Origin of the sequence: Anaerostipes rhamnosivorans (assembly GCF_005280655.1) — a bacterium.
Taxonomy (GTDB): Bacteria; Bacillota; Clostridia; order Lachnospirales; family Lachnospiraceae; genus Anaerostipes; species Anaerostipes rhamnosivorans.
Genome location: NZ_CP040058.1, coordinates 674559 through 691068 on the forward strand (window position 1 = coordinate 674559; position 16510 = coordinate 691068).

A 16510-nucleotide genomic window follows, 5' to 3' on the forward strand; every position below is an offset into this window, starting at 1 on the left:
AAACGTGATTTATCAATATGACAGAAAACGGTTGCATTCGACGATAGATTATTATACAATAAAGACAAGAACTGGACAGGTCCAAGAAGAAGATTCAATATATTATTAATAAATATAAAACCTATAAACTTGATATATACTAAACTTTATTTGATAATCGAATGGATATGTCCATAAGATATGTGTGTGTTCAGATTCTCTGGGAATGCAAAAGGAGGAAGTCTTTATGAATGGTAACTTGTTTGGTGTTGTCCTATTTTTTTTAGTCATGGTCGTCGTGAGCAAACTGATGGCACTGCCCCAGATCCGCAGGTTGAATAAGCAGCTGTTGGAGATCCGTAAGTTGGGGCCTGTGTCCAGTGTAGGTCTGGCGCGCCACTGGAAGGGGAACCGTGCCTATGTGCTGGTCACGGATAAGGAAGGAAATATCTTGTGCGGTTATAAGACAAGCGGGAACTTTGTATTTTCAGGATTTAAAGAAGATCTGGATTTGGGTGAAAAGAATTACCGTGAAATCATCGAAAATTTACAGTATAAGAAAAAGCGAACCCAGTTCGAAAAAGCAAAATACATGGCAGCTGAGTATCTGGAAAAGGGTTTGGAAGAACAGGGCCAGAAAGAGGCAGCGTAATAAGATACTGGTGTAAAAAAGGACAGGAAGAAACTCATGATAGGGTTTCTTCCTGTCCTTTTTAACGAAAAGACTGCAGTTCCAGCAGATACTTCCTTGGGTTTTTATGAGAGATGGTATATTCAAATGGACGCCCGTCCGATAAATAAGCAACCATCTCAATCTTAATGACAGGTTCATCTTTTTGAAGTTCTAATGCTTCTGCGATATCTTGTGGCGGCAGCACAGCGCTGATGGTTTCTTCTGCCATGGAGACTTTCATGCCGTGTGATTCGATAAACTGATAAATAGAATCGATCAACACGTCACAAGTGATCCCACTGATCGAAAACGGCGCAAAATAAGAGTCGTCATAAATAATTGGGTCTCCATTCTTAAAACGCAGACGAATGAGATAATACACGGGATCCCCTTCTGCCAGATCCAGCTGTTTCGCTACTGCAGCTGAGGCCTCCGTCAGTTCAAAGGAGATCAGGCGGGTAGAGGGGGTATCCCCGGTTGAACGGAGATCTTCTGCAAAACTCTTCAGCTTGTTCAGAGATTTGCGCAGACGCAGATCTGATACAAAGGATCCCTGACGCGGAATCTTGTAAATAATGCCCTCAATCTCCAGGTCAGATAGGGCTTTTTGGATCGTTGGACGTGAAACTCCAAATTCTTCGATTAAATCCCGCTCAGAGGGAAGCTTATCGTTCGGTGACATTTTGCTGATCTTTTTTAGCAGGCAATGTTTGATGGACATAAACTTTCGGTTCATTTTAAAACCTCCTATGTTTTATAGATGTTCCTAAAAGGATATAGTGAATTTCATTTTTATTGGCAGTGTAGTGTGAGAGAATCAACTATGGACAAGTCCAGGTAAAAGGTTAGGATTTGAATTGGACATGACCAGATGAATTCTCGGGAGTAGTATAACATCATTTGTTTTCTTGGTCAATTATTATTCTAAAATGGCTTGATTATACAGTATTTTAGGCATATATGATGAATATTAAAAGGAAAACAGAAAAAATATAATTAAATTTAACAAAAAGCTATTGCCATATCTGGACGTGTGCAGTATAATCTAATCGTGGACATATCCACAAGTCAATTATTAATCTTTAAAGAAAAGGAGAGCATCATTATGAGAGTGATCGTGACAAAAAATTATGAGGAATCCTGCCAGGCTGTAGCAAATGAGATTATTACGCAGGTTCAGAAAAAATCAGATTCAAAGCTGGGTCTTGCGACTGGAGGAACGGCAGAACAGGTTTATCCATACCTGGTAAAAGCATATAAGGAAGGAACAGTTGATTTTTCCCAGATTACTTCCGTCAACCTGGATGAATACATCGGAATGGACCCGGAAAGCCCGCAGAGCTACCGCCAGTATATGGCTGACCGTTTCTTTGATCCGGCAGGGATAGATAAAACAAAAACGTATGTACCGTCTGGATTAACCAAAGCAGAAGATGAGATTGCGCTGTTTAACGAAAAATTGTACGCAGATAAGATGATAGATTTACAACTGTTAGGAGTTGGTGTGAGCGGGCATATCGGATTTAATGAACCCGGCGAAAAGCTTACATCAGGAGTACATATTGAAAAATTGGATGATAGCACCATCGCTGCAAACTCCCGTTTTTTTGATTCACCGGATGATGTGCCGAAAGAAGCGATCACAATGGGCATTGGGGACATCATGAAGGCTGAAAAGATTGTATTGATTGCCACAGGAGAAAATAAGGTTCCAGTGATCAAAGCTCTTCTTACAGATGATGAGATTACATGCAAAATACCGGCAACCATGCTCAAGATGCACAGAGACGTCACAATCGTCATCGATGCAGAACTTGCCAAAGCTGCCGGCTATCAAGCCTAAGTCATAGAGATCTTGTCAGAAGCCTCTCGCACAGGCTTCTGACAGAATCAACATTTGAAAGATACGGAATTGAATATCAATTCCATATGATATCTCAAATAAGTCTAACATAGAAAGCCACTACAATCAATACTTCTAAAAAAGGAGGACGGCGAAAATGATATTTCCACATGTGGGAGATCAGTTCCACCTGGTCTATGGAAGAAATCTTTTACCTGAATTGACAGCTGATTTAAACAATTATCTTGTCGTAGCCGACGGATTTGTCTATGAGAAATATAAAGAACAATTAAAAAATAACCATCAAGTTTACATTGTAAAGGACGTTGAAGTTTCCACCCTGGAACAGGATATCAAGGAATATGATGGAGTAGATACTGTTGTTGCAATGGGAGGGGGAATGGCCATCGATGCCGGAAAGTGGATGGCGGAACATTTGGGTAAGAAAATTCATAGTGTTCCGACAGTTCTGTCTGTCAATGCGGCATTCTGTTATAAATCTGCCATGAGAGTGAAGAATGTCGTTACATACATGGGACGTATTTTTCCAGAAGCGATCTATATTGATTTTGACATTATTCAAGGGGCTCCAAAGTACTTAAACATTTCAGGTGCGGGTGATCTGCTGGCGTGCCTGACTGCCTCCTATGACTGGAGACTGAACAGTATGGTAACAAAAAGCCATAGGTTCTCACAGGAGATCTGCGATGGTGCCCAATATCTGCTTGGAATGTTATCTGAGAATATTGACAACATCCGTGAAGTCAATGATGACGGAATTTATTTTATGTGTGAGGCCTTCCGCTGGGTGGCTGAATACAGTGCCAAAATGAACCATACGATGTGGGAAAGCGCCAGTGAGCATGCGTTTTTTGACAATATGGAGTATGTGTGTAAAAAGCCTTTCCTGCACGGGCAGATCATCGGCCTGACAGTCTACTTTATGTCCTTATTCCAGGACAACCAGCATGAGAGGGCGGTCATGATGCTGAAACGTTTGGGAATCGATGTGACTCTGGAAGGTCTGGGAATCACTGAGGACCAGCTTTGCACCGGCCTTCTGACGCTGCGTGATTTCACAGAGCGGGAGGGTCTGCGTTATACCATTATTAATGCGAAGCCTATCACAAAAGAGTGGGTTGACATGGCGGTCGCAAAATATAAAAAGGACTTCGGTATCGTCTCTGACGGTCAGACTGCTGACAAGTGCACAGCTTAATGTTGTACTCGTAAAACAATTCTTAAGGGGGCGCTGCCTGCCCCCTCCAAAAGCAAAAGGAGGAAAAATATATGCTTACACAACTTGCATCAGCGGCAAATGAAACGGCGTTTCAGCTTCCAGGTATCATTACAGCATTCGTTACCGTGGCAAAAGGCCTGACAGGATTCTTCAAGGCTGCAGGAACTACGTTCCTTGATAACATGCTTGGCATCCTTCCGATGGCACTGATCGCATTGACTGTACTTAATGCGATCGTGAGTTTGATCGGTGAGGAACGCTTTGATAGGTTCGCGCAAAAACTGACGGGAAATTTCTTTACACGATATACCATTCTCCCGTATCTAGGGAACTTTTTTGTGGGCAGCCCGATTGTATTTACGTTCGGCCGTTATCTGAAAGAGAAATACAAAGCCGCTTTCTTTGAGGTGGCAAACCGTACCAACATGGCTCCGATGATGTGCCTGTTCCCGCACGTAAACCCGGCGGAAATGTATGTTTGGCTGGGAGTCTATGAGGGAGTTGTCAAGATGTATGGGGCACAGGCTGGAGGCGTTCTGGCAGTATGTACATTCTTGATCGGTCTATGCACCTCCTCCCTGATCGGGCTTACAATTGAGAAAGTCAATGGAATTCTTGCAAAACGCGAAGGGATCGACTGGGAAGAAGTGGAAGCCAGAAAACACGGAGAAGCATACTAGGATACAGTACTGTGTTTCATTCATCTATCAATTATACAGGAGGTTAAAGAAATGGGAAAAGCTATCGTATCAAAAGGAGGCGGAGGATTCGGTACTCCGCTGGAAATAAGCGCAGAAGGTAAAAGAACAAAGGTTGTATGTATGACCGGTGTGGGTATCCATCCATTGGCAGAAAAAATTGCTGAGATTATTGGTGGAGAAGCTGTGGACGGATTTCGCAAGCCAGTTCCGGATGCTGAGACTGCATGTGTCATTGTAAACTGCGGGGGCAGCCTGCGGCTTGGGATGTTTCCCAAAAAAGGTCTCAAGACGATAAATCTAAATCCCACAGGGCCAAGCGGACCATTTGGGTCATTTTGCAAAGAGGGGCTTTATGTGTCCGGTTCTACTGTAAAAAATGTCACCGCTGAAGATTGAGTGTGAGAAAGGGGAAAAATTATGAAAGCAGTTTCTAAATTTATGACAACAGTGGCTTCGGCGATCGGAAAATTTGTAATGACAGTTGTGCAGGCGGCCAGGAATTCATTTAAGCTCTGTCTGGAAACCATCATCCCATTTCTGATTTTTGTGTCCACAGTATTTACGCTGATCACGAGTACAGGGGTTGGAAATATCATAGCAAATGCGCTGTCAGGACTGGCGACATCTCCGGTTGGGCTGGTTGTCATGGGCCTGATCATCACATTTCCTCTGATCTCTCCGATCATCGGACCCGGAGCAGTTATCCCACAGGTCATCGGTGCGCTGATCGGCGGTCTCATCAGTACAGGTGCCGTGCCACTAACGATGGCGCTTCCAACGGTATTTGCGATCCATCAGCCTTGCGGAGCAGATTTTATTCCAGTCGGCATGTCACTTTGCGAAGCAGAACCAGAGACAGTAGAAGTCGGGGTATCCGCTGTATTATTCTCTAAATTTTTAGTAGCGCCAATTGAGATCATCATTGCTGTTATCATCGGTCAGCTGGTATTTTAGGAGGGGAAAGCAGCATGAAATTTGAGACAAAGATTATAGGGATTGGAGCACAGGCACGTGAATTCAAGGGTGAAAACATGCTGATATTCTTTGGACAGTGCGCAAATGGAGGACTGGAAGATTACAGCGTGCTCATCACTGAGCCTAAGAAGCCGGTTTCCATTTGTCCGGGAGATACTCTATGTATTGGAAAAAACAGCTATCCAGTCACTGCGGTGGGTGATATAGCATCGAAGACATTTTCAGAGCTTGGGCATTGTACAGTCCGGTTTGACGGGGCCAAAGAGGCCGCGCTTCCAGGGACTGTACATGTCGAAGGAGAATACCCGGACTATCAGACCGGAGATTCTGTGAGTATAGAATGACAATAAAAAAGGTGCCAGGCATGTGATTGGCACCTTTACCTATCAGCGGTAGGATTTTATTTCAAGCAAATATTTTTTTGGATTTTTATGGGAAAGAGTATATTCAAAAGGGCGGCCATCTGAAAGGTAGGCGATCATTTCGATCTTAATGACAGGTTCATCCTTTCGGAGTTCTAATGCATCGGCAATCTCTTTTGGAGGAAGAATGGCATCCACGGTCTTTTCTGCCATGGAAATCTTCATTCCCTTTTTTTCCATAAAGCTGTAGATAGAATCAACTAATACCTCACAGCTGGCATCTTTAATCGCAAACGGAGCATAGTAGGAGTAATCATAAATGATTGGATCACCGTTTTTATGGCGCAGACGCACGAGGTAGTAAACGGGATCCCCCACTTTCATCTGAAGCTTTCTGGCTACAGTCTCAGATGCTTCCAGGATCTCGAAATCAATCAGCCTCGTGGAGGGGATATCCCCTGAGGAACGGAGGTCTTCCGGAAAACTTTGAAGAGAATCCAGAGACTTGTGCAGGCGGCGGTCAGCGACAAAGGAGCCCTGCCGTGGTTTTCGGTAAATGATACCTTCATTTTCCAAATCTGATAGTGCCTTTTGGATGGTGGGGCGGGAGAAGCCAAATTCTTCGATAAGATCGCGCTCAGAAGGCAGTTTTTCATTGGGTGACATCTTGTCAATTTTTTCTAGAATACAGTTTTTGACCGACATAAATTTTCGATTCATTCACAATCCTCCAAAACGGAAATGTTTCTTTGTCTTACTTTAAATGCAGTCCTCCGGTAATGCTAAAATATGTGATGGAGCAGCCTCTTTAGATTAAAAAATATACATCTCAAGCACATAGTATGTCCATATTCATCAGATTAAAGACTTTGAGAAGGAAAAATGGTAAAAAATTCTTAATTTTTGCCGCTTCATTATACTATATCTCCTAACAAAAATCCAGACGTTTTAAAGAAAGCGAGGAACATTGAAGTGTATCAATTAGAAAATGAAGTATGCCGCATCTCGATACTAGAACATGGCAGCGAGCTCTGCGAAATGTACGATAAGACCAAAGAGCGTGAGTACATATGGCAGGCAGGCCCGGTGTGGCCGAAGCACAGCCCTCTCCTGTTTCCTTCCATCGGCGGCTTCTATGACGAAACCTATGCGGTGGGTGAGAAAACTTATAAAATGGGAGCACATGGTTTTGCCCGTGATATGGATTTCACCTTAGTGCATATAGACAACAGCGAGATCGTGATGCAGCTTACGAGCAGCGAGGATACCTATGCATCTTACTCCTATCGTTTCTGCCTGCAGGTTTCCCACCGGCTGGAGGGAAAGAAGCTGACGGTCACATGGACAGTTCTCAATGCAGGGTCCAGCACCATGTATTATTCCATCGGCGCCCATCCGGGATTTCAGCTGGCGGAGAACACTGGACTTTCCGATTACCGCCTGATCTTTGACCGGGCATTGGACTTAAACACACACCGGGTGAAAGGCAGGCTGGTGACCAGAGAGACATACCCGGTGGCAAAGCAGGCAGGGGAACTTTGGCTCACCCCTGATCTGCTCCGGAAGGATGCGCTGGTCTTTGAAGACGGGATTTCGTCCATGACGTTGGACTGTAAAAAGGCAGATTATCACCTGAAAGTGTGTTTTCCGGGATTTCCGGCAGCGGCTGTTTGGACCATGCCGTCCGCCATTGATCAGGCGGAATATTTGTGTATTGAGCCTTGGTGCGGCATCAATGATTTTGTCGGGCAGGGAGTGCAGGATATCCGGCATAAGTACCTGATTCAGTCCCTGGATGCGGGGGAAAGCAGCAAGCGGTCTTATACGATAGAGATTTTATAATCCTCAAAAAAGGGACAGTCCCTGCTTATATGCAGGTTCTGTTCCCTTTTTCAGTTCCCTCTTCTGAGGATCCAGCTTCTCTCTGGAGTACCAGGTCGGGAGCGATCTGCAGGTTTTCCCGACCCTGTTCTAATCTTGTTTTTTTCATTTTGCTGCCTCTTTTGCACATAAACAAATAGGGATTGCAGAGACTATTTATATGAAACGAGAGATTGAAAATATAAAAAATAATCAAACAAATACAAACCTAAAGATCGGTACCCACCTCTCTGTGGCAGGCGGATACCAGCGGATGGCACGCAACGCTATTGAGATTGGCGCTAATACCTTTCAATTTTTCATCCGGAATCCAAGAGGGGCAAGGGCGAAAAAGATCAACATGGAAGAGATTGGAGAGTTCTTGGAAATTCTAAAAAAGAATGAATTTGGGTCATTTCTTGCCCATGCTCCGTATACCCTAAATCTCTGTTCTTCAGACGGACATCTGAGGGAACTCTCAGCCCAGATGCTGAAAGAAGACATTCAGCGCATGGAACTTATGCCGGGGAACTTTTATAACCTGCATCCGGGGAACCGGTTAAAACAGTCTTTGGAGACTGCAACCGGACAGATCGCGGACGCACTGAACTCTATTATGTTTCCGGAGATGAGGACTGTGATTCTTCTGGAGACGATGGCGGGAAAAGGAAGCGAGGTAGGCAGAAGCTTTGAGGAATTGAAGGGCATTCTGGACCGGATTGAATTAAAAGACCACATAGGGATCTGTATGGATGCCTGTCATCTCTGGGATTCCGGATATGATATTGTGGATCACCTGGAAGAAATACTCAGCCATTTTGATCAGATCATAGGCCTGGAATTATTAAAAGCATTTCATATCAATGACAGCATGAATGTGAGAGAAAGCCACAAGGACCGGCACACGGTGATCGGCAGCGGACACATTGGCAAAGAGACCATTTTAGATATCATAAACCATCCGGCGCTGTACCGGCTGCCGTTCATTTTAGAGACACCGACAGATCTTGCGGGCCATGCAGAGGAAATCAGGTGCTTAAAGGGAAAATATAGGTGGAGCAGAATGACATAAAGTAAGTACTCCGTATCCTCTTCTTTTCAATTGTCTCACTGTGTTTTATAATAAAACTGTCGGATAGGAGGTTTTTATGAGAATCGGAGAGACGGCGCAAGGGATGATCAGGAAGATGAAATGTGAAGACCTGGATCCAGTCATGGACATCTGGCTGGCTTCTAATCTGGATGCCCATGATTTTATTTCACATGATTATTGGAAAAGGAATTACAGTATAGTCAGAGAAGCGATCCAAAAAGCCGATATTTTCGTATACGAAGATAAGGATGGAAAAATAGCAGGATTTACAGGAGTGACGGACGGATATCTGGCAGGGATTTTTGTGAGAAGGGATAGGCGATCCAGAGGGATTGGAAAAGCGTTGCTTGATTATTGCAAAAGGAGAAACCCAAAGCTCACCCTTCATGTATATAAAAAGAACTTGGCGGCATACAGATTTTACAAAAGAGAAGGTTTTTTGGAAGAAGGGATCCATAGGGAGCCTGTCACAGGAGAGGAGGAATACTGTCAAGTATGGGAGGAAAAATCGGTTTAATTATATGTTATGCTGTGGGGATTTTTTTTCTTCTTCCGTTTGGTATAAAGGAGAAGAAGTTCTTGCGTTGGAAGAAAATGTTTATGGGCCTGATCCCTTTGGCCGGAGGCCTTGCGGGAACCTATGCTCTGTATATGGAAGACACAGAGCTTTTGCATGCGCTGCTTTGGTGTACGGTTGGAGTTGAGGGCATCTGTATGAGTATCTTTGATCTAATCAAGATTCGTATGTGTGGGACTCAGATTTATGGGACATTTATAAAAAGCCGGGAATCAAGAAGCAATAAAATGCAGACGGTGATACCTACATTCCGATATACTTATGGCGGTGTTTCTTATGAAAATGAAAGCAATGAAGAAGTTCCATTGAATATGGCAAAGAATTATGAGAGCGGACATACATATCCCATTTATATCTGCGAAAATGAACCGTATCTTTATATCACAGACCGCAAAAATTATGGACTTATCATTTTCCAGATTATCATTGGAATCTTTATCATTGTCACAGCGTGGCTGTAAATGGAAATGCATAGAAGACGGCAGATGGTTTCGCCTCATTTTCTTTTTTCAAGTAGAATATAATCGAGAGAAACAGTAGAAGGAGGAAACATCATGGGAGAATTAAGAAAACTGCCGAACATTGGTGAAAAGCTGGAGGAACAGCTTAATGAAGCGGGAATCTATACCAAAGAACAGCTCATAGAGACCGGAAGCCGGGAGGCGTGGCTGAAGATCCGGGCTTTTGATGAGTCTGCGTGCCTCCACCGCCTGTGGGGGATCGAGGCCGCCATTGAGGGAGTGAAGAAAAAAGATCTGTCCCAGGATGTACGGCAGGAGCTGAAAGAATTTTTTAATGGTATAAAAAATGAACATTAGTATTGTGTCAGAATTGTTCATTGTAATTTCTGGCAAAGTGAAATACAATAGAATCGTTATTCTAAATTTATAAAGGAGAGAATGTTCATGAATCTGATTGAAATAGTAAAGGCTGCTGTCCTTGGTATTATACAGGGTATCACGGAGTGGTTACCCATCAGCAGCACCGGCCACTTGATTTTGTTTGACCAAATATGGCCTATGGCATCGAGCCCGGAGTTTTTTGAGGTATTTAAGGTTGTGATACAGTTTGGATCAATACTGGCAGTGCTTGTGTTATTTTTCCATAAACTGAATCCCTTTTCGCCCCGGAAAAGCAGACAGGAAAAAAGGGAGACATACAATCTGTGGAAAAAGGTTATCGTCGGGTGTATACCGATCATCATTGTGGGGCTTCCGCTAGATATGGTACTGGAGGATTATCTCTCAGGAGTCTATGTGATCGCCGCAACCTTGATCCTCTATGGTATCGCTTTTATTGTTATTGAGAGCAGAAAGAGGCGCCCGTCTATGAGTTCTCTGAAGGAACTCACTTATAAAGCCGCATTCTTTATCGGCTGTTTTCAGGTGCTGGCGGCGATACCGGGTACATCCAGGAGTGGTGCGACAATCCTGGGAGCGGTTCTTTTGGGATGTTCACGTTATGTTGCCAGTGAATTTTCGTTTTTCCTGGCTGTTCCGGTCATGGCAGGAGCCAGCGGGCTCAAGCTCATCAAATACTTTCTTAAGTCAGGGATGTTTTCCGGGACGGAGTGGATACTCCTGCTTGTGGGAACTGCGGTATCTTTTGTGGTATCCATTCTGGCCATCCGTATGCTTTTGAGCTATATACGCAAGCATGACTTTAAGATTTTCGGTGTGTACCGGATTCTGCTCGGTATCGTAGTTATTATTTATTTTGCAGTTTTATCATAACTGGATATAGTGGTTGCCTGCAGTCCGCAAAATTGTGTACTGCAGTTTTAAGGGTAGAAAAAATTCCTCCTAAGATTGAGTATTTCCTGCCAGAAATGAGGAAAGAGGCCAAGTCCTAATCGGAGGAAAAACTTATGCAGGATGATACCTTTTGTCTTGTGTAACATCCTGCGTAAGCAGAAATTACATATTTTAATGGCTCTGGGATTGAGGATGACTTTCTCCAAAATCCCGAGTGAACATATCACTCTTTTCCACAAACTCTTCCATGGTTTTAAACCCAAGGCGGTGGAGCAGTTCCATCACGTAAGGATTGTCAAGAGGTGTTCGGTAAGGAGCTTCTTCCCCGTATTGTTCCACGTTGGATTTTCCTTTTTCTTTGTCGATGATAATCTTAGGACCTCCTACACAGCCGCCGTTGCAGGCCATTCCCTCGAAGAAGTTGGCGTCTGTCTCTCCCTTTTGGATTTGTTCGATCATTTTCCGGCACGCCGGTACTCCGTCGGCCTGCTGTGGATGGACAGGGACTTCTCTTCCGGGATGGAGTTTTTCCACTGTGGATTTTACGGCTTCACTGACACCGCCTGTGTGGGCGTAGATTCGGCCGGCTCTGGAGGAGTGTTCCCGGTCGTTTTCTGCCAGTTCTTCCGGATGAATGTCTGCTGCGTCGAATATATCCTGTACTTCCTGGAAGGTGAGCACATAGTCCACCGCATCTTTAATATCTGGTTCCTTGGCCTCTTTCTTTTTTGCCATACACGGCCCGATAAAGACGGTGACCGCCTCCGGATGGATCTTTTTCACTGTCCGGCCGGCTGCGATCATAGGGGATACGGCTCCCGGCACATGGGGCATGAGCTCCTTGTATATTTTACGGATCATGGCGATCCAGACAGGACAGCAGCAGCTTGTGAGCTGGAAATCGTCTTCCGTATTGATATGCTTGTCAAATTCCAGTGCCTCTTTTAATGTCAGGATATCAGCAAATACGGCGACCTCCACCATACCTTTAAAGCCGGCGGCTTTCAGGGCGCTTCTGAGCTGACCTGGAGAGGCATTTTCATACTGTCCCACAAAAGCCGGGGCAATCAGTGCATACACATCTTTTTTTTCATTGCGGATCTCCTTGAGTACCGGAAAAATATCCTTGCTCTCGGAAAGCTTATCCAGGCTGCATGCCTCGATACAGACACCGCAGCCGGCGCATTTGTCCGGATCAATGGTAAGCTTTCCGTCTTTTTCTTCTATGGCGTCAAAGATACAGCTGTTTTTGCAGGCCCTGTCATAGGCGCATTCCTGGCAGGAATCCGTGTGGATGACCGGAGCATACTGGTCTGGGTTTAAGAGACAGTCGAGATGGTGCGGATCATAATCCTCATCGTTGATGTCTTCGTCTTTCATCTGGTTTCTTAATAATTCTTTATATAATTCCTGAAAAGTCTTCAATCTGTTTCCTCCTGTTCTGAAAAAGCAGCGGTTATTCTGCGTTCAGCGCCGCCATGGTGATATAGTTATACGGCTGGTTAAAGTGCGGGAGGAAGAACAAGTCAAACAGTTTTAACTTATCAATGGTGACTTTCTCCTGTATCGCCATGGAGAATAAGTGGATGGACATGGAGATATCGTAGTCAGAGCAAAGCTGGGCGCCCAGGATCCGCCGGGTCTTCTTGTCATAGACGATACGGATGACCACTTTATAATTGTCCTTTTCCATGAATCCGGCTTTCTGCCAGTCCTCATAGTCTGTGGCGGCGGCATCAAAACCAAGTTTTTTTGCGCGGTCCAGGGAGAGACCTGTGCTTACCATATTTAAACCCCAGATACTGATGCCGTTGGAGCCCTGGACTCCCGGAGATTTCAGTTCCGTGCCGCAGGCATTGTGGGCCGCGATGATCCCGGAACGGACCGCATTGGTGGCCAGTGCGATATAATCCGTATCCTCGATGGCGTTGTTGTACACGGTAGAGCAGTCTCCCACGGCATAGACATCCGGATGGCTTGTCTGCTGCATAAGATCCGTCTCATAGGCTCCGTTTTTGTTAAACTGTCGAAGCTGGCCGTTTCCAAGTTTTGTATTGGGACGGAATCCCACACAGAAGATGACCATATCCGCATCATAGCTGTTTTTATCTGTAATGACCTTTTCAACCCTCGTATTTCCTTCCAGGCGTTCCACTTTTTCTTCAAATGCCAGGTGAATTCCGTGGTCAGAAAGCTGTTTTTCCATACGCTTGCAGAACATCTCGTCATAGTAGGCAGAGAGGCAGGTCTTGGCGCAGTCGATCAAAGTCACTTCCCGTCCATTGCGCTGGAAAGCCTCGGCAAGTTCCACTCCGATATAACCGCCGCCCACTACAGCAACCTTTTTAATGGAGGTATCTCCGAGCTTTTCAATGACCTCCTGGGCGTTCTGGTAGAGCTTTACAAACTGGACGTTGTCAAGACTCATGCCCGGAAGCTGGGGTCCTACAGGGGTTGAACCAGTGGCAAGGATCAATTTGTCGTAAGAGTATTCTTTGTCTTTGCCGGACGCATCTTTTACATAGACAGTCTTTTTATCAAAATCAATGGAGTTGACCGAGGTCTCCATATAGATTTTGGCTCCCTTTCCTTCAAGGATCTCCTTACTGGAATAAAACAGACCGTCAGGACCTGAGATTTGTCCGCCAATCCACAGAGCCATCCCGCATCCTAAAAAGCTGATGTTGGAATTGGCGTCAAATGCGGTGACATCCACATCTTTATAATGATCCAGAATTGTATTCAGTGCCGCGGTGCCGGCGTGGTTTGCGCCGACGACAATAATTTTGTTTGGCATAGTCCTAATCTCCTTTGATTCAAATAATATTTCTTCTGGTATTCAGTATTCCAAAAAATAAAAAAATTATCTGTGATTTGGAAGAAAAGGTGATAAGATGTTTGTTTTTTTAGCTTTGGGCAAAACTTAAGACAATACTTTTAGTAAATATAATCCTCAGGAGGAAACAGTTTATGCTCATTATAAATGGCAGGATTCTGCCGATGACAGGGGAAGAAATCAAACAGGGATATCTGAGTACAGAAGGGAAATACATCAAAGAGCTGGGCAGCGTGGAGCAGGCGCCCAAGCCAGAGAACGGCGAGGAAGTGCTCGACGCTGCCGGCGCCTGGGTTATGCCGGGACTGATTGATGCTCACTGTCATGTAGGCATCATCGAGGAGAAACGGGGAGAGGCCGGCGATGACTGCAATGAGGTCACAGACCCTGTCACTCCTCAGATCCGGGCTATTGACGGCGTCAATCCCATGGACCCTGCCTTTCATGATGCGATCATTGCAGGGATTACCTCTGTGATGACAGGACCGGGAAGCGCTAATGTGGTAGGAGGCCAGTCTGTGTTTATGAAGACGCACGGACGTTGTATCGATCAGATGGCAGTGCTTGAACCGGCAGCCATAAAAACAGCGTTTGGAGAAAATCCCAAAAACGAGTACGGCGGAAGGGAGCTGATGCCTTCCACCCGAATGGGGACGGCAGCAATTTTAAGAGAAGCTTTGTTTCAGGCGAAACAGTATCAGCAGGACAGGAAAGCAGGGAAACTGGAAAAGAAAGATTTCCGCATGGAACCGTGGATACCGGTTCTGGAAAAGAAGATACCATTAAAAACCCATGCCCACAGGGCTGATGACATCCTGACAGCGATCCGGATCGCAAAAGAGTTTGATATTGATCTGACACTGGACCACTGTACGGAAGGACACCTGGTGGCGCAAGAGATTGCCGCATCCGGCTTCCCGGCGATCATAGGACCGGATCTGACGGCAAGATCTAAGATCGAAGTACAGAACATGAGCTTTAAAACCAACGGGATTCTGGAAAAAGCAGGGGTGCTCACAGCCATTATGACAGACCATCCGGTATCCCTGATCCGTTATCTGCCTCTTTGTGCGGGATTGGCGGTGAAGCAGGGGATGAGCATGGAGGGAGCGTTAAGGGCCATCACCATCAACGCCGCAAAGATATGCCGGACAGATCACAGGGTCGGAAGCCTGGAGCCTGGAAAGGATGCGGACATCGCTGTCTTTTCCGGCAACCCGGTCAACACCCTGACAAAGACTATATATACAATCATTGACGGAGAAGTTGTTTACCGGGAAGGAGATCACAGCTAAGGTTTTTAAATTCTTAATTTAAGAACCCTTTTCTTCTTGACATTTAAATATTACAGATGTAAGATTTGTAAAACAAGAAAAAGGAGAGCGTCAATGAAGCAGAATATTTGGCTATTGATCTTAATCTTAAGTCTCTGTACACTGTCAGCCTGCGCAGAGAAAAAGACAGACAAAAATGAAACAGTCAGAGAGGAGCTTATTAAGGCTGCAGGCAGTTACCGGGATATTTATATAAAGGCGGAGAAGGGCAGAGGGAAGAATACTGTCCTGTCTGAAAAGGAAGTTCACAGGATCGTGGACCAGCTGGGCAGGAATGGGTATACATCAGCCTGCATGGGAAATGACTGTAATATGAAGAACATACAGAAGGTAACGAGAGGGCTTAAGAAGGCCAAAGAAGGAAAGAAAGGACAGGCTGTATTTTACTGTGTCACTTCATCCGGAGGCCTTCATAGGTACGAAATGAAGTTTCAGGGCAAAAAAATGAGCGTGACCGATGCTTATCTGGACTGGGATAAAAAGCAGCAGCCGGCTGTCTCCTATATAGACACCAAAACAGCTGCCAAATGGGAGTATACAAAAAAGGGGTGGCTGATCTGGGAGACGGTTCCCACAGAAAACGAGGAGATGGATACCCACTGTATGGTCAGGGTGCTGCCTCTCAGTGATGACTGCCGGAGGCTTAACAGAGAGTACATAAGTCCTGTGGGATACCGGGGAAATAACCTGTTTCTGACGGACTGGGACAGAAAGAATCATAAAAACTTGTACTTAAATGATTTGTATGAGTATTTTTATTATATGAAGCATCACCGATACTTTCAGGATGACAACAGCGTGGACAGGATAACGTCTGAAAAGTTTGAAGCTGTTATGCAGGACTATCTGCCGTTTTCAAAAAAGGAAATCAGGCAGTACGCAGATTACAGTGAGAAGGACAGCACTTATCTGTGGGAGCCGTTAAGGGGCTGGAATCTGACTCCCCAGTCCATGCCAGTGCCGGAGGTTGTGGACGTTGAACATAAGGGGGGAGGTATGACAGTCCTGACGGTGGATGCTCTCCTGAAACAGAAAGGTACAGACCAGGCATTTACACATCAGGTGGTACTGCAAAAGCAGAAAGATGGCAGGGTTTGGTTTGTCAAGAATACCATCATTTCTGAACACAGGGATAAGCTGCCGGCTTATCAAAAAAGGAACCAGAAACGGCATCCAGAAGCATAGAGAAGATACACAGATAAAGGCTATCGGAGAATAAGAATATCTGATATAATAAAACAAATGAAAAGAGGCCTCTTCCGCAGGAAAATCTGCGGCGGAGG

General features: G+C 45.0%; 20 protein-coding genes. 15 read left to right on the forward strand and 5 right to left on the reverse strand.

The features are described from left to right. The first annotated feature begins 226 nt into the window (after positions 1-226). Entirely contained in the window at positions 227-631 is a 405-nt protein-coding gene (locus AR1Y2_RS03325; RefSeq protein WP_137327692.1) for a transcriptional regulator GutM, read from the forward strand. Positions 632-692: 61 nt separating this feature from the next. Here AR1Y2_RS03325 and AR1Y2_RS03330 read toward each other — a convergent pair whose 3' ends face one another. Next, positions 693-1388: a GntR family transcriptional regulator gene (locus AR1Y2_RS03330; RefSeq protein WP_137327693.1), complete on the reverse strand. Its 696-nt coding sequence runs from the start codon at positions 1386-1388 to the stop codon at positions 693-695. A 369-nt stretch (positions 1389-1757) separates the two neighbouring features. On the opposite strand from AR1Y2_RS03330, the gene AR1Y2_RS03335 reads away from it, so the two are divergent. From AR1Y2_RS03335 to AR1Y2_RS03360, 6 genes are all read left to right on the forward strand, one after another. Then, positions 1758-2495: a glucosamine-6-phosphate deaminase gene (locus AR1Y2_RS03335; protein WP_137327694.1), complete on the forward strand. Its 738-nt coding sequence runs from the start codon at positions 1758-1760 to the stop codon at positions 2493-2495. Between the two features lie 157 nt (positions 2496-2652). Continuing rightward, a complete protein-coding gene (locus AR1Y2_RS03340) occupies positions 2653-3714 on the forward strand; it encodes an iron-containing alcohol dehydrogenase (protein ID WP_137327695.1) in 1062 nt (353 codons plus the stop codon). A 71-nt stretch (positions 3715-3785) separates the two neighbouring features. Beyond that, on the forward strand, positions 3786-4415 hold the full coding sequence (locus AR1Y2_RS03345) for a PTS glucitol/sorbitol transporter subunit IIC (protein WP_137327696.1): 630 nt from the start codon (positions 3786-3788) through the stop codon (positions 4413-4415). 51 nt (positions 4416-4466) lie between these two features. Further along, positions 4467-4832, forward strand: a complete 366-nt coding sequence (locus tag AR1Y2_RS03350) for a PTS sorbitol transporter (RefSeq protein ID WP_137327697.1) — start codon at positions 4467-4469, stop codon at positions 4830-4832. A gap of 21 nt (positions 4833-4853) precedes the next feature. After that, a complete protein-coding gene (locus AR1Y2_RS03355; RefSeq protein WP_137327698.1) occupies positions 4854-5390 on the forward strand; it encodes a PTS glucitol/sorbitol transporter subunit IIB in 537 nt (178 codons plus the stop codon). Between the two features lie 14 nt (positions 5391-5404). Beyond that, positions 5405-5755, forward strand: coding sequence for a PTS glucitol/sorbitol transporter subunit IIA (locus tag AR1Y2_RS03360; protein ID WP_137327699.1), 351 nt, complete (start codon positions 5405-5407; stop codon positions 5753-5755). 42 nt (positions 5756-5797) lie between these two features. On the opposite strand, the gene AR1Y2_RS03365 is transcribed toward AR1Y2_RS03360, so the two are convergent. Then, on the reverse strand, positions 5798-6493 hold the full coding sequence (locus tag AR1Y2_RS03365; RefSeq protein WP_137327700.1) for a GntR family transcriptional regulator: 696 nt from the start codon (positions 6491-6493) through the stop codon (positions 5798-5800). Positions 6494-6745: 252 nt separating this feature from the next. Between AR1Y2_RS03365 and AR1Y2_RS03370 the strand changes: the two genes are divergently transcribed. Continuing rightward, on the forward strand, positions 6746-7615 hold the full coding sequence (locus tag AR1Y2_RS03370) for an aldose 1-epimerase family protein (RefSeq protein ID WP_137327701.1): 870 nt from the start codon (positions 6746-6748) through the stop codon (positions 7613-7615). A gap of 25 nt (positions 7616-7640) precedes the next feature. Here the strand turns inward: AR1Y2_RS03370 and AR1Y2_RS18140 are convergent, their stop codons facing one another. Beyond that, on the reverse strand, positions 7641-7763 hold the full coding sequence (locus AR1Y2_RS18140; protein WP_282432132.1) for a hypothetical protein: 123 nt from the start codon (positions 7761-7763) through the stop codon (positions 7641-7643). 51 nt (positions 7764-7814) lie between these two features. Here AR1Y2_RS18140 and AR1Y2_RS03375 point away from each other — a divergent pair, with 51 nt between their 5' ends. The 5 genes from AR1Y2_RS03375 (at position 7815) to AR1Y2_RS03395 (ending at position 11036) form a co-directional block, all read left to right on the forward strand. Then, positions 7815-8705, forward strand: a complete 891-nt coding sequence (locus AR1Y2_RS03375; protein WP_137327702.1) for a deoxyribonuclease IV — start codon at positions 7815-7817, stop codon at positions 8703-8705. A 76-nt stretch (positions 8706-8781) separates the two neighbouring features. After that, on the forward strand, positions 8782-9243 hold the full coding sequence (locus AR1Y2_RS03380) for a GNAT family N-acetyltransferase (RefSeq protein ID WP_243118839.1): 462 nt from the start codon (positions 8782-8784) through the stop codon (positions 9241-9243). Between the two features lie 62 nt (positions 9244-9305). Then, positions 9306-9764 (forward strand): hypothetical protein, encoded by a 459-nt coding sequence (locus tag AR1Y2_RS03385; RefSeq protein WP_137327703.1) that lies wholly within the window; start codon positions 9306-9308, stop codon positions 9762-9764. Positions 9765-9857: 93 nt separating this feature from the next. Next, positions 9858-10121 (forward strand): TfoX/Sxy family protein, encoded by a 264-nt coding sequence (locus tag AR1Y2_RS03390; RefSeq protein WP_137327704.1) that lies wholly within the window; start codon positions 9858-9860, stop codon positions 10119-10121. An 87-nt stretch (positions 10122-10208) separates the two neighbouring features. Further along, on the forward strand, positions 10209-11036 hold the full coding sequence (locus AR1Y2_RS03395) for an undecaprenyl-diphosphate phosphatase (RefSeq protein ID WP_137327705.1): 828 nt from the start codon (positions 10209-10211) through the stop codon (positions 11034-11036). Positions 11037-11228: 192 nt separating this feature from the next. Here AR1Y2_RS03395 and AR1Y2_RS03400 read toward each other — a convergent pair whose 3' ends face one another. Both AR1Y2_RS03400 and nox read right to left on the reverse strand, forming a co-directional pair. After that, entirely contained in the window at positions 11229-12482 is a 1254-nt protein-coding gene (locus AR1Y2_RS03400) for a [Fe-Fe] hydrogenase large subunit C-terminal domain-containing protein (protein WP_137327706.1), read from the reverse strand. A gap of 31 nt (positions 12483-12513) precedes the next feature. Further along, a complete protein-coding gene (gene nox / locus AR1Y2_RS03405; protein WP_137327707.1) occupies positions 12514-13854 on the reverse strand; it encodes a H2O-forming NADH oxidase in 1341 nt (446 codons plus the stop codon). 173 nt (positions 13855-14027) lie between these two features. Between nox and AR1Y2_RS03410 the strand changes: the two genes are divergently transcribed. Beyond that, on the forward strand, positions 14028-15188 hold the full coding sequence (locus AR1Y2_RS03410; RefSeq protein ID WP_137327708.1) for an amidohydrolase: 1161 nt from the start codon (positions 14028-14030) through the stop codon (positions 15186-15188). Between the two features lie 93 nt (positions 15189-15281). Further along, on the forward strand, positions 15282-16412 hold the full coding sequence (locus AR1Y2_RS03415) for a DUF6070 family protein (RefSeq protein ID WP_137327709.1): 1131 nt from the start codon (positions 15282-15284) through the stop codon (positions 16410-16412). Positions 16413-16510: the final 98 nt, after the last annotated feature.

Coding starts and splice junctions, on each gene's coding strand:
- AR1Y2_RS03360 (WP_137327699.1), top strand. CDS start 5,405: ATGAAATTTGAGACAAAGATTATAGGGATTGGAGCACAGGCACGTGAA.
- AR1Y2_RS03380 (WP_243118839.1), top strand. CDS start 8,782: ATGAGAATCGGAGAGACGGCGCAAGGGATGATCAGGAAGATGAAATGT.
- AR1Y2_RS03415 (WP_137327709.1), top strand. CDS start 15,282: ATGAAGCAGAATATTTGGCTATTGATCTTAATCTTAAGTCTCTGTACA.
- AR1Y2_RS03355 (WP_137327698.1), top strand. CDS start 4,854: ATGAAAGCAGTTTCTAAATTTATGACAACAGTGGCTTCGGCGATCGGA.
- AR1Y2_RS03335 (WP_137327694.1), top strand. CDS start 1,758: ATGAGAGTGATCGTGACAAAAAATTATGAGGAATCCTGCCAGGCTGTA.
- AR1Y2_RS03410 (WP_137327708.1), top strand. CDS start 14,028: ATGCTCATTATAAATGGCAGGATTCTGCCGATGACAGGGGAAGAAATC.
- AR1Y2_RS03395 (WP_137327705.1), top strand. CDS start 10,209: ATGAATCTGATTGAAATAGTAAAGGCTGCTGTCCTTGGTATTATACAG.
- AR1Y2_RS03375 (WP_137327702.1), top strand. CDS start 7,815: ATGAAACGAGAGATTGAAAATATAAAAAATAATCAAACAAATACAAAC.
- AR1Y2_RS03340 (WP_137327695.1), top strand. CDS start 2,653: ATGATATTTCCACATGTGGGAGATCAGTTCCACCTGGTCTATGGAAGA.
- AR1Y2_RS03350 (WP_137327697.1), top strand. CDS start 4,467: ATGGGAAAAGCTATCGTATCAAAAGGAGGCGGAGGATTCGGTACTCCG.
- AR1Y2_RS03330 (WP_137327693.1), bottom strand. CDS start 1,388: ATGAACCGAAAGTTTATGTCCATCAAACATTGCCTGCTAAAAAAGATC.
- nox (WP_137327707.1), bottom strand. CDS start 13,854: ATGCCAAACAAAATTATTGTCGTCGGCGCAAACCACGCCGGCACCGCG.
- AR1Y2_RS18140 (WP_282432132.1), bottom strand. CDS start 7,763: ATGAAAAAAACAAGATTAGAACAGGGTCGGGAAAACCTGCAGATCGCT.
- AR1Y2_RS03345 (WP_137327696.1), top strand. CDS start 3,786: ATGCTTACACAACTTGCATCAGCGGCAAATGAAACGGCGTTTCAGCTT.
- AR1Y2_RS03325 (WP_137327692.1), top strand. CDS start 227: ATGAATGGTAACTTGTTTGGTGTTGTCCTATTTTTTTTAGTCATGGTC.
- AR1Y2_RS03390 (WP_137327704.1), top strand. CDS start 9,858: ATGGGAGAATTAAGAAAACTGCCGAACATTGGTGAAAAGCTGGAGGAA.
- AR1Y2_RS03365 (WP_137327700.1), bottom strand. CDS start 6,493: ATGAATCGAAAATTTATGTCGGTCAAAAACTGTATTCTAGAAAAAATT.